The 21,101-nt window shown below is 70.0% G+C and carries 17 protein-coding genes; 7 read left to right on the forward strand and 10 right to left on the reverse strand.

Annotated elements, in window-relative coordinates; genetic code table 11:
* Window positions 1-11 precede the first annotated feature (11 nt).
* From SLW52_RS14810 to rluD, 5 genes are all read right to left on the reverse strand, one after another.
* A complete protein-coding gene (locus SLW52_RS14810; RefSeq protein WP_043091756.1) occupies window positions 12-764 on the reverse strand; it encodes a hypothetical protein in 753 nt (250 codons plus the stop codon).
* Between the two features lie 249 nt (window positions 765-1,013).
* The gene (locus tag SLW52_RS14815; RefSeq protein ID WP_052250900.1) at window positions 1,014-1,406 is read right to left on the reverse strand and encodes a thiol-disulfide oxidoreductase DCC family protein; all 393 of its coding nucleotides are present in this window, start codon (window positions 1,404-1,406) and stop codon (window positions 1,014-1,016) included.
* Between the two features lie 28 nt (window positions 1,407-1,434).
* The gene (locus SLW52_RS14820; RefSeq protein WP_148828985.1) at window positions 1,435-1,977 is read right to left on the reverse strand and encodes a DUF4166 domain-containing protein; all 543 of its coding nucleotides are present in this window, start codon (window positions 1,975-1,977) and stop codon (window positions 1,435-1,437) included.
* Window positions 1,962-2,735 (reverse strand): peptidoglycan editing factor PgeF, encoded by a 774-nt coding sequence (pgeF, locus tag SLW52_RS14825; RefSeq protein WP_267107608.1) that lies wholly within the window; start codon window positions 2,733-2,735, stop codon window positions 1,962-1,964. Before pgeF ends, SLW52_RS14820 begins: the two co-directional genes overlap by 16 nt.
* A 112-nt stretch (window positions 2,736-2,847) precedes the next feature.
* A complete protein-coding gene (rluD, locus tag SLW52_RS14830; protein WP_152239062.1) occupies window positions 2,848-3,855 on the reverse strand; it encodes a 23S rRNA pseudouridine(1911/1915/1917) synthase RluD in 1,008 nt (335 codons plus the stop codon).
* A gap of 116 nt (window positions 3,856-3,971) precedes the next feature.
* Here rluD and SLW52_RS14835 point away from each other — a divergent pair, with 116 nt between their 5' ends.
* The 4 genes from SLW52_RS14835 (at window position 3,972) to SLW52_RS14850 (ending at window position 8,422) form a co-directional block, all read left to right on the forward strand.
* Window positions 3,972-4,847, forward strand: a complete 876-nt coding sequence (locus SLW52_RS14835; protein WP_017910377.1) for an outer membrane protein assembly factor BamD — start codon at window positions 3,972-3,974, stop codon at window positions 4,845-4,847.
* Window positions 4,848-5,182: 335 nt separating this feature from the next.
* Window positions 5,183-6,133, forward strand: coding sequence for a hypothetical protein (locus tag SLW52_RS14840; RefSeq protein ID WP_295923811.1), 951 nt, complete (start codon window positions 5,183-5,185; stop codon window positions 6,131-6,133).
* Between the two features lie 52 nt (window positions 6,134-6,185).
* Window positions 6,186-6,923 (forward strand): ATP-binding cassette domain-containing protein, encoded by a 738-nt coding sequence (locus SLW52_RS14845; protein ID WP_267083715.1) that lies wholly within the window; start codon window positions 6,186-6,188, stop codon window positions 6,921-6,923.
* 32 nt (window positions 6,924-6,955) lie between these two features.
* On the forward strand, window positions 6,956-8,422 hold the full coding sequence (locus SLW52_RS14850; RefSeq protein ID WP_295910534.1) for a glycine betaine ABC transporter substrate-binding protein: 1,467 nt from the start codon (window positions 6,956-6,958) through the stop codon (window positions 8,420-8,422).
* Window positions 8,423-8,672: 250 nt separating this feature from the next.
* Here SLW52_RS14850 and SLW52_RS14855 read toward each other — a convergent pair whose 3' ends face one another.
* Entirely contained in the window at window positions 8,673-9,881 is a 1,209-nt protein-coding gene (locus SLW52_RS14855; protein WP_320740578.1) for an aminotransferase class V-fold PLP-dependent enzyme, read from the reverse strand.
* Window positions 9,882-9,951: 70 nt separating this feature from the next.
* Here SLW52_RS14855 and egtB point away from each other — a divergent pair, with 70 nt between their 5' ends.
* Together egtB and egtD are read left to right on the forward strand one after the other, a co-directional pair.
* Window positions 9,952-11,241 (forward strand): ergothioneine biosynthesis protein EgtB, encoded by a 1,290-nt coding sequence (egtB, locus tag SLW52_RS14860; RefSeq protein ID WP_320740577.1) that lies wholly within the window; start codon window positions 9,952-9,954, stop codon window positions 11,239-11,241.
* Complete coding sequence (egtD, locus tag SLW52_RS14865) at window positions 11,238-12,257, forward strand: L-histidine N(alpha)-methyltransferase (RefSeq protein ID WP_295938307.1); 1,020 nt, start codon at window positions 11,238-11,240, stop codon at window positions 12,255-12,257. Before egtB ends, egtD begins: the two co-directional genes overlap by 4 nt.
* A gap of 205 nt (window positions 12,258-12,462) precedes the next feature.
* On the opposite strand, the gene SLW52_RS14870 is transcribed toward egtD, so the two are convergent.
* The 4 genes from SLW52_RS14870 to sucC form a co-directional block, all read right to left on the reverse strand.
* Complete coding sequence (locus tag SLW52_RS14870; protein WP_320740576.1) at window positions 12,463-14,100, reverse strand: NAD+ synthase; 1,638 nt, start codon at window positions 14,098-14,100, stop codon at window positions 12,463-12,465.
* Window positions 14,101-14,558: 458 nt separating this feature from the next.
* Window positions 14,559-16,616, reverse strand: a complete 2,058-nt coding sequence (locus SLW52_RS14875; RefSeq protein WP_320740575.1) for a pyrroloquinoline quinone-dependent dehydrogenase — start codon at window positions 16,614-16,616, stop codon at window positions 14,559-14,561.
* Window positions 16,617-16,994: 378 nt separating this feature from the next.
* On the reverse strand, window positions 16,995-17,870 hold the full coding sequence (gene sucD, locus SLW52_RS14880; protein WP_010342226.1) for a succinate--CoA ligase subunit alpha: 876 nt from the start codon (window positions 17,868-17,870) through the stop codon (window positions 16,995-16,997).
* 22 nt (window positions 17,871-17,892) lie between these two features.
* The gene (gene sucC / locus SLW52_RS14885; protein WP_010342227.1) at window positions 17,893-19,062 is read right to left on the reverse strand and encodes an ADP-forming succinate--CoA ligase subunit beta; all 1,170 of its coding nucleotides are present in this window, start codon (window positions 19,060-19,062) and stop codon (window positions 17,893-17,895) included.
* Window positions 19,063-19,453: 391 nt separating this feature from the next.
* Between sucC and SLW52_RS14890 the strand changes: the two genes are divergently transcribed.
* Entirely contained in the window at window positions 19,454-21,067 is a 1,614-nt protein-coding gene (locus SLW52_RS14890) for an ATP-binding protein (RefSeq protein WP_295913481.1), read from the forward strand.
* The last annotated feature ends 34 nt before the right edge of the window (window positions 21,068-21,101 follow it).

The raw sequence follows: 21,101 nt of genomic DNA on the forward strand, positions 1-21,101 counted from the left end.
CCCGCCCAGGATCAGGCAAAGCGCATGAATTGCTGGAGCAGGAACTGCAACTGGCTGGCGCGGGTGGGAAACTCGCTCTGAGGAAAGTACCCGGTGTCGGTATTGATCACCGTCACGACGTCATCGCCATTGGGCGCTTGCGAAACGAAGGATTGCTGGGCCTGCCCGAGCAGCATCAATTGCCCCAGCACGTGCGGGTAGTAATCGGCATAGAACCGCTCCACCGCCTCGCGCGTGGCGAAGGCATGACCGGCATGGGCCTTCCTGCTGGGGCCGGTCGCATCGACCACCTTCAACGGCTTGTACACGTTGCCGGTCTTTTGCTTGTCGCCGCCCCACACTGTTCCGGCCAAGGCGCCCTCGTTGACGAAGACGACGGCGTCGTTCAACTCCAGCGGCTGGGCGGTATTCTGCTGGATGATCTCGTCGGTGCGACGCGCGACCAGTTTAAGGCGTTCGATGCTGGCGGCGATGTCGGCCGCGCTTGCGCCGAGTTCGCGATACAGCGCCACATTCTGGATGTTCTGCGCGAAGGTGTCGTCCCGGTCCCAGTCGCCCGCATAGAGCCCCACCACGCGCGTCGGCCTTTCGTAGATGGCGAAACCGGATCGATGCAATGGACGCAAGCGGATGAACGGGCCCGTTCCGCTCATGTAGTAGGTACTGGGCAGCTGCTCGCCGACGAATCTGTAGTTCTTGATATCGATCGTGCCGAACACGCGATTGCTTGGATCGATCAGCCGCGCAGGCGTAGGACTGGGCATAGCGAAACTCCTCTCGGGCGGGTGTGGGAGCGTGGAAACGGGGGGCACCACGGTGCTATCTGCCAAGGAGGCTGACGGACGCCGCTGCCAGCGGCTTGCCAGCAGAAGCAGCAGAGGAATCTCCATCGTTGCCGGTCCGATCGCGTGGGTGGCCCGTCCGTCAAGAACGGCCACCGCAGGCACTTGTGAACCCGCGGCGATGGGCTCGCGCGAGGAAACAGCCGATCAGACGCGCCGCGCGTGTCGTGCTCACTCCAGAAAGCGCGAACGCTGTTGCGGCTCCGGCAGGAAACATTGCGCCGTGGTACCGAACCAGCGATGGCGGTTGCGCGCCAGCACCCGGTAGCCGGCATCGCGCCAGCGGCGCGGCAGCAGGCGCAGCAACGCGACGCTGCGCCACACGCCGCCGAGCCCGGCGATCACCGCGATCGCCGCGTCCGAATCGGTCAAGGCACCGTGCCGTGTCAGCAGCAGGAACGACAGCGGATCGGCTGGATCCAGGCCGTGCTCGCGCAACAGCGCGCTGCCGCGCGGCGACTGCATCGCCGCAAACCGGTAGCGGCCGCGGCGGTCATGGCGCAGCAGGAACCGCACCCAGCGGCTGCACAGCGCGCAGACCCCGTCGAACACGACGATGGCCATGTCCTCCGACGCCGCGGGCGCCGGCGGCTCAGGCCGGCGCAAGCCAGCCCTCGTAGCGGATGAACGGGCCGATCCACGGCAGGCTCACCGCGATCAAGAACGCGTAGCGCCCGTCGCGCTGGTCTTCGCGGCAGTGCACGCCGGCCAGCCAGCGTCGCGGCAGCGGCACCACGCCGAAGGCCCAGGCCCGCGCCGCGCGCCATTCGATGCCGGCGCCGTCGATCCGCAGGGCGAATTCGAACACCACCGCACCCAGCCGCTCGCGCAGGCGGCCGCGGTGCAGCCACAGCCGCGAGGGCATGGCATGCGTGCCGAAGCGGCGTTCCCAGCGCTCGCCGTGGGCATCGGCGCGAAACACCACTTCCACCGGCGTCGCCGGCCCGGTGCGCGGCAACCGCACCAGCCACGCGCACAGCGGCAACAGCGGGTGGCGGCCACGCTGGACCACGGCCTGACCGACATAGCGCGACTGCGACGAGGGCGTGTGCAGCGCGCGCAGCACTGGCGGCAATTGCGCGAACGCCGGCCCCAGCACCTGCGCGAACAGCGGCGGCGTCAGGGCGCGATCCACGCCAGGGTCGCCATGCGCCCGCTGCGGCGGTCGCGCCGATAGGAGTAGAAGCGCTGCGCATCGGCGATGGTGCACAGCCCACCACCGTGGATCTGCTCCGGGGCCAGGCCAGCCGCGACCAGGCGTTGCCGCGCCAGTGCGTACAGGTCCACCCGCCAGTGCCCGGGCCGGGTGTCCACGAATGCGGCCGCGGCGGCCGGATCGTGGCGCAGGAACGCCTCGCGCACCTCGGCGCCGATCTCGTAGTGCTGCGGTCCGGCCGCCGGCCCCAGCCAGGCCTGCAGTTGCGTGGGCGGCGTACGCAGCGCGGCCACGGTGGCTTCCAGCACGCCGCCGGCCAGCCCCTGCCAGCCGGCGTGCGCGGCGCCGACCTCGCTGCCGTCGCGGGCGGCGAACACCACCGGCAGGCAGTCGGCGGTCAGGATTGCCAGCACCACGCCCGGTTCGGCGGTGACGGCGGCATCGGCGGTCGGCTCGGCGTCGATGCCGGCGCCCTGCGGCGGCCCGTCGAAACGCAGCACCTGCACGCCGTGCACCTGCCGCAGCCAGTGCGGCGGCGTCGGCAGCGCCAGTCGCGCGGCCAACTCGTCGCGGTTGCGCTGCACCGTGGCCGGGTCGTCGCCGTCGGCAGCACTGCGATTGCCGAGGTTGAAACGGTCGAACGGCGGCTGCGAGGTGCCGGCGCCGGTGCGCAGGGTCGTCAGGGCGTGGACCCGCGGCGGTGCCGGCCAGTCGGCCGACAAGGCGAAGTCGCTCATTGGCCGCGCCCTCGCCCGACATCGGCCGACATGCCACCAGCCTGGCGCCGCCGGCCGCCGCACGAAATACAGTCGCGCGCGAGGGCGTGGGAAACCGGGCTCCCGGCCATGCTCAGCGCCGCGCCCGCTCGGCGGCCGCCTGCGCATCCACGCGCAGGGCGGCCATCAGCTGCTGCAGGTCGGCCGGCACCGCCGCGGTGGCGCGGACCGGCTCGCCGCTCAGCGGATGCTTGAACTCCAGGGTCTCGGCATGCAGCGCCTGGCGCTTGAAGCCGCGCAGTTCGGCGATCAGTTCCTCGCTGGCGCCCTTGGGCAGCTTCAGCGGGCCGCCGTACAGCGGGTCGCCGACGATGGGGTGCTTCAGGTGCGCCATGTGCACGCGGATCTGGTGGGTGCGGCCGGTCTCCAGGCGGCATTCCAGGGCGGTGTGGGCGCGGAAGCGCTCGCGCAGCCGGTAGTGGGTGACGGCGTCGCGGCCGTCCTCGCGCACCGCCATGCGCAGGCGGTCGCGCGGATGGCGGTCGATCGGCGCGTTGGCGGTGCCGCCGGAGACCAGGGCCCCGACCACCACCGCCAGATACTGCCGGTGCACGTCGCGCGCGGACAGCTGCGCCACCAGCGAGGTATGCGCCTGCAGGGTCCGCGCCACCACCATGGCGCCGCTGGTGTCCTTGTCCAGGCGGTGCACGATGCCGGCGCGCGGCAGCGCCGACAGCCCCGGGTCGCGGTACAGCAAGGCATTGACCAGGGTGCCGCTGGGGTTGCCGGCGCCCGGGTGCACCACCAGCCCGGCCGGCTTGTTCAGCACGATGACCTGGTCGTCCTCGTACAGCACCTCCAGCGGGATGTCCTCGGGCAGGGCGTGGGTCTGGGTGTCCAGCACCGCATGCAGGCTGGCGATCTCGCCGCCGCGCAGCGCATCGCGCGGCCGCGCCGGGGCGCCGTCGAGCAGGGCGTCGCCGGATTTGATCCATTCGGCCAGGCGCGAGCGCGAGTATTCGGGGAACAGTTCGGCCAGCACCGCGTCGAAGCGGCGGCCGGCGGCGTGATCGGGGACGCGCGCCTGGCGCGGGCCGTCGCTGACGGCGTCCTCGGGCAGATCCGGGGGGGTATGAGGCATGGCAGGGGCACGGCTTGGGTCGGAAAAAGGGGGTCGCGGCGGCCATAGTCAGTCGCAGGACAGGCCACTAGGCTATCATCGCCCCTTCGTATTCCTGCCCTGCCGCGCCCGAACCCATGATCCGACGCTCCGTCCCGCTGTCCGCGCACGTCCGCTTCATCGCCCTGCTGCTGGTCACGCTGGTCGTGGCGACGGGTTGCCACCGTCAGAAGAAGAACCCCGAAGAAGGGATGCCGGTGGAGCAGCTCTACCAGAAGGCGCATGCGCAGATGGAGAGCGGCAACTGGGCCGGCGCCGAGAGCAGCTTCAAGCGGCTGATCGCGCAGTACCCGTACGGCAACTACACCGAGCAGGCGATGATCGAAAGCGCCTACGCCCAGTACAAGGCCGGCAAGCACGACGACGCGGTGTCGACCATCGACCGCTTCATCCGCACCTACCCGACCCAGCGCAACATCGCCTACATGTACTACCTGCGCGGGCTGTCCAACTCCAACCGCGACACGGTGTTCCTGCGCCGGGTGTGGTCGCTGGATCCCAGCCGCCGCGACCTGTCCACCCCGCAGCAGGCCTACGCCGACTTCAACACCGTCGCCGAGCGCTACCCGAACAGCCGCTACGCCGCCGACGCGCGTGCGCGCATGATCGCCCTGCGCAACGTGTTCGCCCAGCACGAGCTGGACAACGCGCTGTACTACCTGCGCCGCGACGCCTGGGTGTCGGCCGCCTCGCGCGCCACCTACCTGCTCGAGACCTACCCGCAGAGCGCCTACCAGAACGATGCGGTGGCGGTGCTGGCCGATGCCTACACCCACCTGGGCAACAAGACCCTGGCCGCCGACGCGCGCCGCGTGCTCGAACTCAACGACCCGCAGCACCCGTGGCTGACCGGCAACTGGCCGAAGTACCCGTGGATGATCCGCAAGCTCAACCCGTTCGCCGGCGAGAAGTCCGCCGCCACCGGACAGTCGAATTCGCAGATGCAGCGCTGATCCACCGCGCCGACACGATGCACACCGACAGGGGCCGCAAGGCCCCTGTCGCGTTTCCGGGCAGCGCCGATCGGCCCCCGCGGTCCACCCGGGCACCTGCGCGCGGCGGCTGCAGGCGGCCATGACGACACCAGCGGGCACCCAAGGCGAGGCAGCTGCGCGCGTCGCCAGGCAGCGCCAGTCCCGGTCACTGGACGCCCGGCATGGCGCGCCTCCAGGCCGATCCCGGCGGAGTGCGACCCGCACCGCAGTCCCGGGAATTGGCGCCGATGCCCGTGGCCGGGCTTGCTAGGCTGGTCCCGTGCCCGCCCCGGGCCGCTTCCGCCGGGAACGCCATGTCTCTGTCCCTGCTGCGCCCGCTGCTGCGCCTGTTCGCTGCCCTCCTCGCCGTCGCTGCCGCACCTGCCACCGCGGCACCGGCCATCGTGTACGGGGTCAACGGCCACGACGGCCGCCCGGCCTACCCGCTCAGCCGGAGCGAGGCGGTGTTCCGCCTGCTCGATCAGCGCAACCTGCGCAGCTACCGGTTCGACGTGGACCCGCGCAACTTCGCCGTGCTCGACCGGCTGGTGCAGCTCTCGCGCCAGTACAACATCGCGCTGCGACCGATGGTGTACCCGATGTCGCGCGAGATCGGCTACGCGCTGGCGCGCCGCTATGCCAACGACATCAAGGTCTGGGAGATCGGCAACGAGCAGGACCTGGACCGTGCCGCCGCCCCGGCGCGGATCGCTGCGATGACCACGATGTACCGCGGCATGAAGCAGGCCTCCGACGAACTGGGCGCCGGCCTGCAATTCACCATCAACATCACCGCCTGCAACAGCGACGACCATTCGGCCAGCGCGCGCTGCCCCGGCGACCGCAACGGCTCGCTGTGGTTCCTCGATCAGGCCAAGGCCGCCGGTTTCGACTTCGACCGGATCAGCTTCCACTACTACGCCTTCCACGGCGAACGCGGCTACTGGATGGACCTGTATCTCGGACAGCTGCGCGCCGCCGCGCAGAAATACGGCACCAAGGTGTACGTCAACGAGCTCAACTGCGCCGAGATCTACACGGGCAACACCGATGGCGGCCATCCCGGCGACGGCGCCTGCTACGACAGCGTGGCGGAGTTACTGCAGACGTTGCGCAGCGACTATGCCGACGTGGTCGCCGAGATCAATCTCTACGAACTGCTCGACCAGCCGGACCAGCAGGGCGCGGAGGCGCATTTCGGCCTGATGTACGACCTGGGCCGGCCGAAACCGACGCTGGACCTGCTGACCGACGCCGCCCGCTGAGGCCGCGGCGTCTTCGCACGGCGTGGTCGCCGCCTGCGGCTATGCTGCGGCGATGTTCGAACTGCATCGGGTCACCCGCCGCTACGGCGACATGCTGGCGCTGGACCAGGTCGATCTTCGCATCGCCCCGGGCCGCACCACCGCGTTGATCGGTCCCAGCGGCGCCGGCAAGTCCAGCGTGCTGCGCCTGCTGCTGGGGCTGGAGTGGCCGGATAGCGGCGAGGTGCGCTTCCAGGGCGAGCCACTGCGTCGCGCCACCCTGTTGGCGCAGCGCCGGCGCATCGGCTACGTGATCCAGGAAGGCGGCCTGTTCCCGCACCTGAGCGCCCGCGACAACGCCGCCCTGCTGGCGCGCACGCTGGGCTGGACGCGGCCGCGCATCGAGGCGCGCTTGCACGAGCTCGCTGCGTTGTGCCGCCTGCCGGAAGCGCTGCTGGCGCGTTATCCAGCCGAGTTGTCCGGTGGCCAGCGCCAGCGCGTCGGATTGATCCGCGCCCTGTTGCTGGACCCGCCGGTATTGCTGCTGGACGAACCGCTGGGCGCGCTCGACCCGATCGTGCGCCACGAACTTCAGACGCAGATGCGCGACCTGTTCGCGCTGCTCGGCAAGACCGCGGTGCTGGTGACCCACGACGTCGCCGAGGCCGCCTACCTGGGCGATACCCTGGTCCTGATGCGCGGCGGCCGCGTGCTGCAGGAAGGCAGTGCACGCACTTTGCTGGAGGCGCCGGCCGATCCGTTCGTGAGCCAGTTCCTGCAGGCGCAGCGCACCCTGGAGGATGCGCGATGACCTCGCGAGGCGCGCACTGGCGCGCGGTCGCGCTGCTCGCCTTCGGTGCAGCAGCCAGTTTGCTGAGCCTGCCGACGGCCGCCGCCGATGCCAAGGTCGTGGTCGGCTCGAAAAACTTCACCGAAGCGGTGGTGCTGGGCGAGATCGCCGCCGGCGCCGGGCGCCAGGCCGGGGTCAAGGTCGAACATCGACGCCAGCTCGGCGGCACCCGCATCCTGTGGCGTGCGTTGGAGCGGGGTTCGATCGACGCCTATGCCGAGTACACCGGCACGCTGGCCGCCGAACTGCTGCAACTGCCGGGCGCCGACGACGACGCGCTGCGCAAGGCGCTGGCGCAGCGCGGCCTGGCGATGAGCGCGCCGCTGGGCTTCGACAACACCTATGCGTTAGGCATGCGCCGGCAACGCGCGCAGGCGCTGGGCATCGCGCGCCTGTCCGACCTGGCCGCGCATCCGACGCTGAAGTTCGGACTGAGCAACGAATTCGTCTCGCGCGCCGACGGCTGGCCCGGCGTGCGCGACGCCTACGGCCTGCCGCAGGTGCCCACCGGCCTGGACCACGACCTCGCCTACCGCGCGCTGGACAGCGGCGCGATCGACCTCACCGACCTGTACAGCACCGACGCCGAGATTCCCGCGCACGACCTGCTGGTGCTGCAGGACGACAGGCATTACTTCCCGCGCTACGCCGCGGTGTTCCTGTACCGCGCCGACCTCGCGCAGCGCGCGCCGCGCTTCGTGCAGGCGCTGCAGGGGCTGGGCGGGCGCATCGACGCGGCGACCATGCAGCGGCTCAACGCCGAGGCCAAGCTCGACAAGCGTGCCGAAAGCGTCATCGCCGCACACTGGCTGGGCATCGCCGCGCCGGCCGAGGACGGACGCCTGCAACGGCTGCTGCAACGCACCCGCGAGCACCTGGCGCTGGTCGGGCTGTCGCTGGGCCTGGCCCTGCTGGTGGCGCTGCCGCTGGGCATCCTGGCCGCGCATCGGCCACGGCTCGGCCAGGCGGTGCTGGCCCTGACCGGTGTGCTGCAGACGCTGCCGTCGCTGGCGGTGTTCGTGTTCATGATCCCGCTGTTCGGCATCGGCGCGAAACCGGCGATCGCCGCGCTGTTCCTGTACAGCCTGCTGCCGATCGTGCGCAACATGCATGCCGGCATCACCGGCATCCCGCGCGAGCTGCGCGAGACTGCCGCCGCGCTGGGCCTGCCGCCGGGCACGCGGCTGTGGCGGATCGAACTGCCGCTGGCGCTGCGCACCCTCCTCGCCGGCATCAAGACCGCCGCGGTGATCAACGTCGGCACCGCGACCCTGGGCGCGCTGATCGGCGCCGGCGGCTACGGCCAGCCGATCCTCACCGGCATCCGCCTGGACGACCTCGGCCTGATCCTGGAAGGCGCGGTGCCGGCCGCGCTGCTGGCGCTGCTGGTCCAGGGCCTGTTCGAGCTGCTGGAACGGGTGCTGACCCCGCGTGGATTGCGCCTGGCGACGCGGCGGTAGGTCAAGCCAGCACCGCGGGCATCAGCGATGTGGCCGGCCTTCGGCAACCCGCACCTGCGCTAAACGCATCACAGCGGCATCGGATCGCGGCTAAGCCGCGCCTACGGCGTACCTGCCGCTTCTCTCGTAGGAGCGCCTTCAGCCGCGACCAACGAAGCCATGCACCCAACAGGATCGATGATCCGGACCGGTAGTCGGTGGCTTTCCCCATCGAAACCGAAGACAGACTAACGATCGCACGCACGCGCGCTCAAGCACGCGCCGCAGCCACAATCTCTTGCGCCAGGCCACGCATCGCCTCCGGCGTCAACTGCAGATAGGGCGCGATGCGCAGGGCGCCATGGCGATGGGTGCAGATGACTTGCGCGTGCTGCAGCCATGGCAGCAAGGCCGGCATCGACGATGCTGGTGGGCGCAGCGCGTACAGGTGCGGCGCATGCCCAGGCACGGTCCAGTCGCCCGCGCCCAACGCGTGCAACTCCGCGTCGAATGCCGCACCAATTGCGCCAAGCCGCTGCGCGATGCGCGCCGGCTGCCACTGCTGCACCTGCTGCAGCGCCGCACTGGCCATCGCCAGGCGCAGCGGGTCGGCGACGCCGCCGGCATCGAAGCGACGCGCGCCGCTGCGGTACGGGGGCGGCGCCTCGGCCGGGAACTGCCAATCCGCCCCCGGGTCGCGCGCCTGCCAGTGCTGCTCGAACGGCACGCCGTGCGCGCGCCAGTGCGGCGAGGCCCACAGCCATGCCAGCCCCATCGGTCCGAGCAGCCATTTGTGTCCGATCGAGACCACGAAGTCCGGCCGCCAGGCATCCAACCGCACCGGCAGCACGCCTACGCTCTGGCTCAGGTCCAGCACCAGCATCGCGCCGGCCGCATGCACGCGCGGCGCGATCCGATCCAGATCCAGCAGACCGCCGTCGCGCCAATACGCATTCGGCAATGTCGCCACACGCACGCACGGCTGCGCGTCGAGCGTGGCCAGCACCGCATCAGTCCAGTCCTGTCCGGGCGCCCGCCGCACCACAGCGAGGTGCGCACCGCTCTCGGCGCAGCGTTGCTGCCACGCCAGTAGATTGGACGGAAACTGGCCATCGAGCAGCAGGACCGCATCGCCAGGCGCCAACGGCACCTGCCGCGCCGCGATGGCCAGGCCATAGGCGGCCGACGGCACCATCGCCACGCCCTCGCTGTCGCCCGAGAACACCGTGGCTGCCGCCAGCGCGCGCAGGTCTTCGATCTGCGCGCGCCAGGCATCGAAGGACAACGTCCACGGCGCGATCGACTCGGCCAGCGCCGCCTGCCCCGCGACCAGTGCACGGTGCAGGCGCGGCCCCTTGCTGGCGGTGTCCAGGTAGCGCACGCCGGGCGGCAGCGCGAACGCCTCCGCCGCGGTATCGAGGTCGACCAATTGTCCGGTGGACGCCAGAACGGCTGCGTGGCGCAAGGCGATCGTAGACATGTGCCTAGGGTAACGCCACGGTCCGCGACGCGTGACGGTCCGTTCACGCCGCTGCGCTAAGACTGCATCGATGCAAGCGATCTCTCCGGCGTCACCGCCCTCGCCCATCGCATCCGTCGCGACGCTGGCGGACCGCCTGCGCCGCGTGCGCGCACGCAGCCGTCATCTCGCCGCACCATTGAGCGAAGAAGACGCGATGGTGCAGAGCATGGACGACGCCAGCCCGGCCAAATGGCATCTGGCGCACACCACCTGGTTCTTCGAGCGGTTCGTGCTCGGCGCCGATCCGGCGTACCGCCCCCACGATCCGCAGTGGGACTACCTGTTCAACAGCTACTACCAGAGCATCGGTCCGGCGCATGCGCGGCCGCATCGCGGCCTGCTGTCGCGGCCATCGCTGACGCAGGTGCGGGACTACCGCAGCGAGATCGAAACCCGCGTACTGGCGCAGTTGCAGGCCGGCACGCTGGAGCCGCAGACGCTGCAGATCCTGGAACTGGGCCTGCAGCACGAACAACAACACCAGGAACTGCTGCTCACCGACATCAAGCATGCGTTCTGGCGCAATCCACTGGGCCCGGCCTATCGCGCCGATCTGGCGACACAGCACGCGCCGGCGTCCCCGCTGCGCTGGCTGCAGCGCGACGAACAGATCGGCGAGATCGGTGCCGCACCGTGGCCTGCGCATGCCGGCTTCGCCTACGACAACGAATCGCCGCGGCATCGCGTGCTGGTGCCGGCGCATGCGCTGGCCAGCCGCCCGGTGAGCAATGCCGAGTACGCCGAGTTCATCGCCGACGGCGGCTATGCCACGGTCGGGCTATGGCTCAGCGACGGCTGGGCGCGGCGGTGCGCCGAGGATTGGCAGCGCCCGCTGTACTGGCATGCCGACGGCGCGCGCGAATTCACCCTAGGCGGCTGGCGCGAACGCGATCCGCATGCGCCGGTGTGCCATCTCAGCCTGTTCGAGGCCGATGCCTTCGCGCGCTGGGCCGGCGCGCGCCTGCCGACCGAGGCGGAGTGGGAACAGGCTGCCGCCGGTGTCGCCATCGTCGGCAACTTCGTCGACACCGATGCACTGCATCCGCAGTCGACGGCGCCGGCCGATACCGGCCTGCAGCAGTTGTTCGGCGATGTCTGGGAATGGACCGGCAGCGCCTACCTGCCCTACCCCGGCTTCCGCCCGTGGTCGGGCACGCTGGGCGAATACAACGGCAAGTTCATGAACGCGCAGTGGGTGTTGCGCGGCGGCAGCTGCGCCACGCCGCGCGACCACATCCGCGCCAGCTACCGCAACTTCTTCCCCTCCGATGCGCGATGGCAGTTCGCCGGCGTGCGCCTGGCCAAGGATTCCGCATGAATGCCGCAACCGCCCGTGCTTTGACCGAGGCCGCCCTGACCGACCTGCATCCGCAGCCGGACGACATCACCGCCGATGCGATCGCCGGTCTGTCGTGCAGCCCCAAGCAGTTGCCGTCCAAGTATTTCTACGACGCCGAAGGCTCGCGCCTGTTCGAGGCGATCACCCGCCAGCCCGAGTACTACCTGACCCGCACCGAGCTGGACCTGCTGGAAGCGCGCATGCCCTCAATCGCGCAGGCGGTGGGCACCGGCGCGCACGTGGTGGAACTGGGCAGCGGCAGCGGCCGCAAGACCCAGTTGCTGCTGGACGGCCTGCGCATGCCGGTGGCCTACACGCCGATCGAGATTTCCCGCGACATGCTGATGTCCAGCACCACGCGGCTGGCCGAACGCTTCCCGCACATCCAGATGTTGCCGGTATGCGCCGACTTCACCGCGCCGGTGGCGCTGCCGGCACCGCAGCGCGGCGCGCGCCGCACCCTGGTGTTCTTCCCCGGCTCGACCCTGGGCAACTTCACCCGCGAGGACGGCATTGCCCTGCTGCGCTCGATGCGCCAGACCATGGGCGCGGACGGCTGCGCCCTGGTCGGCATCGACCTGGTGAAGGACACGGCACTGCTGGAGGCGGCCTACAACGACGCCGCCGGGGTCACGGCCGAATTCACCCTGAACCTGCTGCGCCGGCTCAACCGCGAGATCGGCAGCGACTTCGACCTGGCGCAGTTCCGCCATCATGCCGTTTATTCGGAAGCGCGCGAGCGCATCGAGACCTTCCTGGTCAGCCAGTGCGCGCAGCAGGTGACCGTGGCCGGGCGCCGCTTCGATTTTGCCGAAGGCGAAGCGATGCAGGTCGAGTACAGCCACAAGTACACCGACCAGAGCTTTGCGGCGATGGCCGCCGAGGCCGGCCTGCGCGTCAGCCACGGCTGGAATGCGCAGGACGATGCGTTTGGGTTGCGGTTGTTGCAGAGCGGGGACCCAGGGCCCGGGGCCCGGGACCCGGAAAAGCCGTAATCCTGCAAGATGCGGGACGCTATGATGGTGTCCGCGGCAAAATCGCTATCAAGCGATTTTTTGTGGGAGGGGCTTCAGCCCCGACAGGCTTTCCCGGTAACGCCCGTCGGGACTGAAGTCCCTCCCACAGTGCAATCGCAACCGCCTTGCACTCGCGGAAAAATCGCGGGTCCCAGGTCCCGGGTTCCGGCTTTTCCGAGTTCCCTCAGGCCTGATACCCGTTGCTGATCGGATAGCGCCGCTCGCGCCCGAACGCGCGGCGCGACACCTTCGGTCCCGGTGCGGCCTGGTGGCGCTTCCATTCGCTGATGCGCACCAGCCGCACCACCCGGTCGACCACCTCGGCGGCATAGCCGGCGGCGACGATCTCGTCGCGCGATTCCTCCTGGTCGACGTAGCGGTACAGGATGCCGTCGAGCACGTCGTACGGCGGCAGCGAATCCTGGTCGGTCTGGTTGGCGCGCAGTTCCGCCGAGGGCGGCCGCGCGATCACCGCCGGCGGGATCACCGGCGCACCGCCCACCGTGTTGCGCCACTTCGCCAGGCCGAACACCTCGGTCTTGTACAGGTCCTTCAGCGGCGCGTAGCCGCCGCACATGTCGCCGTAGATGGTGGCGTAGCCCACCGCGTACTCGCTCTTGTTGCCGGTGGTCAGCAGCAGGCCGCCGAACTTGTTGGCCAGCGCCATCAGGATCACGCCGCGGCTGCGCGACTGCAGGTTCTCCTCGGTGACGTCGGGCTCGGTGCCGGCGAACAGCGGGCCGAGCGCGCTCAGCAGGCCCTCGAACGCCGGCTCGATCGCCACCGTCTCCAGCTTCACGCCCAAGGTGCGGCATTGATCCGCGGCCAGGTCGTTGGACAGGTCGGCGGTGTAGCGCGACGGCAGGCGCACCGCGGTGACGTTGTCCGCGCCCAGCGCGTCCACCGCCATCGCCAGCACCAGCGCCGAATCGATGCCGCCGGACAGGCCCAGCCACACCTTGGAAAAGCGATTCTTTGCGCAATAGTCCTGCAGCCCGCGTACCACCGCGCGCCAGGCCAGCGCATCCATGCTCTCGTCGCCGTCGTCGGTCCAGCGCAGCGGCGCGAAGCGGCGTGCGGCGGTGTCGTACTCGACCACCAGCCACTGGTCGGTGAAGGCGGCCGCGGCCGGATGCACGGTGCCGTCGCCGTCGGCCACCACCGAGGCGCCGTCGAATACCAGCGCGTCCTGGCCGCCGACCACGTTGAGATAGGCCAGCGCCGCGCCGCTCTCGCGGCTGCGTTCGGCCAGCAAGGCATCGCGCTGCGCATGCTTGCCGCGCTCGTAGGGCGAGGCGTTGGGCACCAGCACCAGTTCCGCGCCCGCCCGCACGGTCGCCGCCAGCGGCTCCGGGAACCACAGGTCCTCGCAGATCACCAGGCCGACTGGCGTGCCCTTGACCTCGAACACGCAGTTCTCGCCGTCCGGGTCGACATCGAAATAGCGGCGCTCGTCGAACACCGCGTAATTGGGAAGTTCGCGCTTGCGGTAGGTGCGTTCGATGCGGCCGCCGCGCAGCACGCTGGCGGCGTTGTAGACCACGCTGCCGGCGCTCTGCGGCCAGCCGACCACCGCGACGATGCCGTGCACCTGTGCGGCGATGCGCTGCACCGCGCGCTCGCAGTCGGCCAGGAAGCCCGGCCGCAATAGCAGGTCTTCCGGCGGATAGCCGCTGACCGCCAGTTCCGGGAACAGCACCACGTCGGCGCCGTACTCGTCGCGCGCCTCCTCGATCAACGCAATGATCCGGTCGGTGTTCTGGGTCACGGCGCCGACCGGGAAATCGAACTGGGCCATGGCGAGGCGGAGGGAAGCGGACATAGGCAACCTTGCAGGAACGAATGGAAGACCGTCAGGCGCCACACGAGCGCATCGCACCTGCCGCGGCGCCGTTGCATCGCACGGCGCCATGCGCAGTGTAGCGCTGTGCCGGGTTGCGGCCGATGATGCGCGTGCCGCCACGTTGGAATGTAGGCATGTAGCCCGGGCAGGCCGCAGCTTGGTGCGCACATGGCGGCAGCCGCGGCGCTGCCGCAGGGCGCTCGCTCTGCTGCGCGCGCCCGAGAAAGCCGCTTAGTCAGGCACCCGCGTCGCGACTGAAGTCGCTCCCACAATCGAGCAACATGCACGACCAATAGAAATCGCTGGTGCATGCGCCGCGCGTCGCCACCGAAGCCGCGCTCACTCCAGGGACAGCACGTGCAGAGGCGTCACTGTGGGAGGGACTTCAGTCCCGACTGCATCACCCCCGAAACGCCGACCAGCCACCGCGCTCCGCTTCAGCGTGCCCCACCACCAGCCCGTGCACGGCGCCGCCGGCGCCAGCGCCGCAGCAACATCACCACTCCCGCACACAAACTCAGCGTAGCGAGGCCCAGTACCGCCATACGCACGCCGACGCCGTGCTGGAACACCACCTCCTTGCCCGTGCCGTCGAGCGTATAGGCGACCACGTAGTCGCCCATCGTGCCCATGCCTTCGCGCCCGCCGGCCGCGATCACCACGTACTGCTTGCCCCCCACCGCATAGACCGAGGGCGTGGCCTGGCCGCCGGCCGGCAGCTTGGCCTCCCACAGGGTCCTGCCGGTGGCGCTGTCGAGCGCGCGCAGGCGCGCATCGGCCGCCGCGGCAATGAAGGTCAGACCACTGGCCGTGGTCACCGCGCCGCCGAGCAGCGGCGTGCCCACCTCCAGCGGCAGCCACGGCAGCTTCTCTTCCAGGGTACCGAGCGGGCGCTCCCAGGCGATCTTGCGCGTGCGCAGATCCACCGCCACCAGTCGCCCCCACGGCGGCTTGACGCAGGGAATGCCACCGGACGAGCTCAACATGCCGCGGCGCATGTAGTACGGCGTGCCTTCCATGTCGTTGAACTGCTGGTCCGGATGGCGCGCATGCTCGGCCTTGCTGAACTGGTCGCGCGGGATCAGCGCCACCTGCATCGGCAGGTCCGACACCGGCATGATCGCCAGCTGGCGCTGCGGATCCACCGCGATGCCGCCCCAGTTCACGCCGCCGGCCCAGCCCGGCAGCGCGATCGTGCCGCGCACGCTGGGCGGGGTGAACAGGCCTTCCGAGCGCAGCCCGGCGATCAGCGCTGCGCATTCGCGGCGCGCGCCGGGCGTCGCCCCCCAGGCGTCGGCGGCAGTCAGCGGCGTGTGCCGCGCCAGGCGCAGCCCCGGTTCGGGCATCGGCTGGGTCGGCGAGGCGCGTTCGCCCGGCACGTCGGAGGCCGGTACCGGCACCTCGCTGATCGGGAACAGCGGCGTGCCGTCGCGACGGTCGAAGGCGAACAGGAAGCCGGTCTTGGTCGCCTGCAAGACGGCCGCGCGCGGTCCCTGCGCAGTCTGCACCGTGGTCAGCACCGGCTGCGAGGCCAGGTCGTAGTCCCACAGATCGTGATGCACCAACTGCTGCGCCCACACCCGGCGCCCGCTGCGCAGGTCCAGCGCCACCAGCGAGTCGGTGTCGCGGTTGTCGCCCAGGCGCTCGCCGCCGTAATAGTCGGGGCTGGCCGAGCCGGTCGGTACGTAGACCAGGCCCAGCGCCGCATCCACCGACAGCGGCGCCCAGGCATTGCCGCCGCCGACCGTGGCCGCCTGCTCCGGCTGCCAGCCGGCCGCAGCCGCTTTGGCCGGATCGCGCGGCACCGGATCCCAGCGCCACAGTTCGCGGCCGCTGCGCGCGTCGTAGCCACGCACCACGCCCTGCTCCAGCGCATGCCCGCGGTTGTCGCCGATCGAGCTGCCGACCACCAGCACGTCGCCGGCCACCACCGGCGGCGAGGTCACCGCGTAGTTGGCCCAGGGATCGCTGGCGTTGTCGTGCACGTCGATGCCGGCATGCAGGTCGATCGTGCCGTCCTTGCCGAATCCGGCGCAGGGCTTGCCGTCGGCGGCATCCAGCGCGATCAGCCGCGCATCCAGAGTGCCGTACACGATGCGCTCGCGGCACGCGCCCGCCGTCGCCTGTGTGTCGCGCCAGAAACTCACCCCGCGCGAGGCCGGGTCGCTGTAGTGCTTGTTGCGCGCGACCTTGGCATCGAACGACCACAGTTCGCGGCCGCTGGTCGCATCCAGGGCGAAGGCGATGCCGGTCCCGGTGGTGAGATACATGCGCCCACCCAGCACCAGCGGATTGGCCTCGAAGCGGCGCCGCTCCGGATCGGGCAGGCCCGCGCCGAGTTCGCCGGTGCGGAACGACCAAGCGATACGCAGCCGGCCGATGTTGTCCGGGGTGATCTGGGTCAGCGGCGCGTACTGCCCGCCGCCGGGCGCGCCGGCATAACTGGCCCAGTCGCCTGGCGCCGCCGCGCAGATGCCGCCGATACCCATCGCCATGCCCGCCCCGCATACCGCTGTCCGCCATCGCCTGATCACGCATCCGCTCCTGTCGCTGCCGAAGAAAGTGGCGGCAGTGTCGAAGTCGTGCCGGGCCCTGTCAGCGCAGCAGGGACGGCAACCCCAGGCCTGGGGACCAATGGCGGGTCGACAGGGACGAGTGGCGCCCCTGGGGATGGCGCAAACGCTTGATTGCGCAGGGGCTGGTCGGCTGCATCGCGTGGCCGTCCGCACCCGGCCCGTCGCGCCGGGCACGCCGCAACGATGCCGCACACCGGCCAACCGGAACGAAAAAGGCCCCGCTTGCGCGAGGCCTTTCCGGACAGCGGCGGCGACAGCGACAACCCGAAGGCGGGTCGCTGCCGCAGCGCTGACGGCTTACTTCACCAGCGAGGCGATCGCCGCACCCAGGTCGCCCGGCGAACGGACGGTCTTGACGCCAGCGGCTTCCATCGCCGCGAACTTGCCTTCGGCCGTGCCCTTGCCGCCCGAGGCGATCGCACCGGCGTGGCCCATGCGCTTGCCGGCCGGGGCCGAAGCACCGGCGATGAAGCCGACGACCGGCTTCTTGACGTGCTTGGCGATGTACTCGGCACCGGCTTCCTCGGCGTCGCCGCCGATTTCGCCGACCATGATGATGCCTTCGGTCTGCGGATCTTCGTTGAACAGCTTGAGGCAGTCGACGAAGTTCAGGCCGTTGATCGGGTCGCCGCCGATGCCGATGCAGGTGGACTGGCCCAGACCGACTTCGGTGGTCTGCTTGACCGCTTCATAGGTCAGCGTGCCCGAACGCGAGACGATGCCGATCTTGCCCGGCTTGTGGATGTGGCCCGGCATGATGCCGATCTTGCACTCGCCTGGGGTGATCACGCCGGGGCAGTTCGGCCCGATCAGCACGGTGTCCGGATGCGAGCGGGTCAGCACGTTCTTGACGCGAAGCATGTCCAGCACCGGGATGCCTTCGGTGATGCAGACGATGACCTTGATGCCGGCCGCGGCCGCTTCCAGGATCGCGTCGGCCGCGAACGGCGGCGGCACGTAGATCACCGAAGCGTCGGCGCCCGTGCTCTGCACGGCATCGGCCACGGTGTTGAACACCGGCAGGTCGATGTGGGTGGTGCCGCCCTTGCCCGGCGTGACGCCGCCGACGACCTGGGTGCCGTACTCGATCATCTGAGTGGCGTGGAAGGTGCCCTGCTGGCCGGTGAAGCCCTGCACGATCACCTTGGTGTTCTTGTTGATCAAAACAGACATTGGAGTTCCTTGGTGTCGTGGATCAGGCAGCGTTCTTGACAGCTTCAACGACCTTCTTGGCGCCGTCGTTGATGTTGTCGGCCGGGATGATGGCCATGCCGCTGTCGCGCAGCAGCTGCTTGCCTTCTTCCACGTTGGTGCCTTCCAGGCGCACCACGACCGGCACCTTGACGCCCACTTCCTTGACCGCCGCGATGATGCCCTCGGCAATCATGTCGCAGCGGACGATGCCGCCGAAGATGTTGACGAAGATGCCCTCGACCTTGTCCGAGGACAGGATCAGCTTGAACGCCTCGATCACGCGCTGCTTGTTGGCGCCGCCGCCCACGTCCAGGAAGTTCGCCGGCTCGCCGCCGTTGAGCTTGATCACGTCCATGGTCGCCATGGCCAGACCGGCACCGTTGACCATGCAGCCGATGTTGCCGTCCATGGTGACGTAGTTGATGTCCAGCTCCGAAGCGGTCACTTCGGTCTCGTCTTCCTGGGACTTGTCGCGCATGGCGACCAGTTCCTTGTGGCGGAAGTTGGCGTTGTCGTCGCTGTTGAACTTGCCGTCCAGCGCGTAGAGGTTGCCGTCGTCGAGGATGGCCAGCGGATTGATCTCCACCAGCGCCAGATCCTTCTCGTTGAAGATGCGGTACAGGTTGACCATGATGCTGGCGAACTGGCCGGCCTGCTTGGCGGTCAGGCCCATCTTGAAGCCGATGTCGCGGCCGTGGTAACCCTGCACGCCCTCGACGAAGTCGACGTTGAGGGTGTGGATCTTGTCCGGGGTCTCGGCGGCGACCTGTTCGATCTCCATGCCGCCTTCGCTCGATGCGATGTAGCTGATGGTGCGGGTGCCGCGGTCGACCAGCACCGACAGGTACAGCTCCTTGACGATCTCACCAGCGGTGGTCACCAGCACCAGGTTGATCGGCAGCTCGACGCCGGCGGTCTGGTAGGTGGCCATCTTGGTGCCGAGCAGCTTCTCGGCAACGGCCTTCACATCGTCGGTGGTCTTGCAGAACTTGACGCCGCCGGCCTTGCCGCGGCCACCTGCGTGGATCTGCGCCTTGACCATCCAAGGGCCAGCGCCAAGCGACTTGGCGGCTTCAACCGCTTCTTCCGGAGTCGCCGCGACCTTGCCGGCCGGGACCGGGATGCCGTACTCGGCAAGCAGTTGTTTTGCCTGATATTCGTGGAAATTCATGCGTCACCGTGGGAAAAGGAACGGCCGTCCCGCAGCGATCCGGGCCCTGAGTGGCGGCCGGGAGCGGTACGGACGGGACGCCTATTGTCGCCGACCGAGGGCGGCGGCGCAAAAGCGCCGGCGCCCTGGCCCGGCCGAGGCCTCCGGCGAGGTCCGCGGTGGCACCACCGGGTGGAGCGGGCACTCGGCCGCCCACGCCTTGCTGCCCTCACCCCGCGACGTCGTCCTTGGCCCTTGCCCCGATCCGGCGCCGGGCCGCCGGCGACGGCAATCGCGGTTTCCCCGTCGAGGGCGGTGACGGCCCAGGCAGGTCGCCACCGCCCCGGTCGCCCTCCGCGTAGACGGCGCCGCCCCTATACTCGCGCCGTCCGCTGTCCGCCCGGAGTCCGGCTTGCCCACCAGCGCCTCGCTCATCGATCGCATCGAGTCCATTCCGCGCCGCGAGCTGTACTTCTTCGCGCTGTACCGGGTGCTGGTGGCCGGGCTGATCGCCGCCCTGGTGTTCAGCCCGCTCAGCGTGCTGGTGGGCGAACCGCGCTACCCGCAACTGGCCGCCACCTTGTCCACCGCCTACCTGGCGGTGGCGCTGGCGTTGCTGATGTGGGGGCGCAACGAGGCGCACCTGGCGCCGATCGTCGGTTTCAGCGCCTTGGCCGACATCGTCGCCGCGACCCTGGCCGCGCATGCCCTGCCCGCGGCCAGCGCCGGCATCGCGATGATGCTGCTGTTCAACGTCGCAGCCGCGGCAATGCTGCTGCGCCTGCGCGGCGGCATCGCCATCGCCCTGACCGCCTCGGCGGCGACGCTGGCCGAATACGTCTGGAGCGTGCTGGACGGCGCCGACAACACCCGCAGCCTGGCCGAACTGGCGATGTTCGCCACCAGCTACCTGGCGGTGGCCTACATCTGCAACCGCATCGGCCAGCGTGCGCGCACCAGCCAGCACCTGGCCGAGCGCCGTGGCGCCGAGGTGGCCAATCTCTACGAAATCAACGAACTGATCATCCGCCGCATGCGCACCGGGGTGGTGGTGGTGGACGCGCAGAACCGGGTGACGCTGGCCAACGAGGCCGCGTCGACCCTGCTCGGCGATACCGACGGCAACAGCGGCAGCGGCCGGCTGGATCTGGCCAGCGCCGCGCCGGAACTGGCCCGACGCCTGCAGCGCTGGCGCAACGGCTGGAACCAGGACGAAAGCCCGCTGCAGCTGTCGCCGGACCAGCCGGAGGTGCAACCGCGCTTCGCCCGGCTGCTGGCCGAAGGCGACCTGACCCTGGTGTTCCTCGACGACGCCACGGTGGTGTCGCGGCGCGCCGAATCGCTGACGCTGTCGGCGCTGGGCCGCTTCTCGGCCAGCCTGGCCCACGAGATCCGCAACCCGCTGGCCGCGATCAACTATGCCTCGCAGCTGCTGGAGGAATCGCCGGCGATCGGCGATGCCGACCGCCGCCTGCTGCAGATCATCCACCAGCAGTGCCAGCGCACCAACGGCATCGTCGAGAGCGTGCTCGGCCTGGCCCGGCGCGAGCGCTCCAATCCGGAGAACCTGGACCTGGGCGCGTTCGTGCGCCGCTTCGTCCTGGAGTACCGGCAGACCCTGTCGATCGAGACCGACAGCCTCGAAGCGATCCTCGCCCCGCAGCCGGTGCACGCGCTGGTCGATCCCAAACACCTGCACCAGATCCTCAGCGCGCTGGTGCACAACGCGCTCAAGTACGGGCGGGTGATGGAGGAGCCGGCGCGGGTGCGCCTGCGCGTGGCGCTGCAGGAGCGCAACGCCATCGTCGACGTCATGGACCGTGGCCCTGGCATTCCCGAGGCGGTGGCGGCGCAGCTGTTCCGGCCGTTCTTCACCACCTCCGAGCACGGCACCGGGCTGGGCCTGTACATCGCCCGCGAGCTGTGCCGGGCCAACCAGGCGCGTCTGGAGTACGTGCCGGTGCCGGCCGGCGGCGCCTGCTTCCGCGTCGCCCTGCCCGGCCCGCACGCCATGCTCAGCGGCTGAGAGGTGAGAATCGCTCCGCCAGCGCGCGACCGGC

It is taken from the genome of Xanthomonas sp. LF02-5, assembly GCF_034105325.1.
In the GTDB taxonomy this organism is placed as follows: domain Bacteria; phylum Pseudomonadota; class Gammaproteobacteria; order Xanthomonadales; family Xanthomonadaceae; genus Xanthomonas_A; species Xanthomonas_A sontii.

Bases quoted from the DNA above. Each gene is read 5' to 3' on its own strand.
- rluD (WP_152239062.1), bottom strand. From the start codon at position 3,855: ATGCCTCATACCCCCCCGGATCTGCCCGAGGACGCCGTCAGCGACGGC.
- pgeF (WP_267107608.1), bottom strand. From the start codon at position 2,735: ATGAGCGACTTCGCCTTGTCGGCCGACTGGCCGGCACCGCCGCGGGTC.
- SLW52_RS14835 (WP_017910377.1), top strand. From the start codon at position 3,972: ATGATCCGACGCTCCGTCCCGCTGTCCGCGCACGTCCGCTTCATCGCC.
- SLW52_RS14815 (WP_052250900.1), bottom strand. From the start codon at position 1,406: ATGGCCATCGTCGTGTTCGACGGGGTCTGCGCGCTGTGCAGCCGCTGG.
- egtB (WP_320740577.1), top strand. From the start codon at position 9,952: ATGCAAGCGATCTCTCCGGCGTCACCGCCCTCGCCCATCGCATCCGTC.
- sucD (WP_010342226.1), bottom strand. From the start codon at position 17,870: ATGTCTGTTTTGATCAACAAGAACACCAAGGTGATCGTGCAGGGCTTC.
- SLW52_RS14845 (WP_267083715.1), top strand. From the start codon at position 6,186: ATGTTCGAACTGCATCGGGTCACCCGCCGCTACGGCGACATGCTGGCG.
- sucC (WP_010342227.1), bottom strand. From the start codon at position 19,062: ATGAATTTCCACGAATATCAGGCAAAACAACTGCTTGCCGAGTACGGC.
- SLW52_RS14810 (WP_043091756.1), bottom strand. From the start codon at position 764: ATGCCCAGTCCTACGCCTGCGCGGCTGATCGATCCAAGCAATCGCGTG.
- SLW52_RS14870 (WP_320740576.1), bottom strand. From the start codon at position 14,100: ATGTCCGCTTCCCTCCGCCTCGCCATGGCCCAGTTCGATTTCCCGGTC.
- SLW52_RS14875 (WP_320740575.1), bottom strand. From the start codon at position 16,616: ATGGCGATGGGTATCGGCGGCATCTGCGCGGCGGCGCCAGGCGACTGG.
- SLW52_RS14855 (WP_320740578.1), bottom strand. From the start codon at position 9,881: ATGTCTACGATCGCCTTGCGCCACGCAGCCGTTCTGGCGTCCACCGGA.
- egtD (WP_295938307.1), top strand. From the start codon at position 11,238: ATGAATGCCGCAACCGCCCGTGCTTTGACCGAGGCCGCCCTGACCGAC.
- SLW52_RS14840 (WP_295923811.1), top strand. From the start codon at position 5,183: ATGTCTCTGTCCCTGCTGCGCCCGCTGCTGCGCCTGTTCGCTGCCCTC.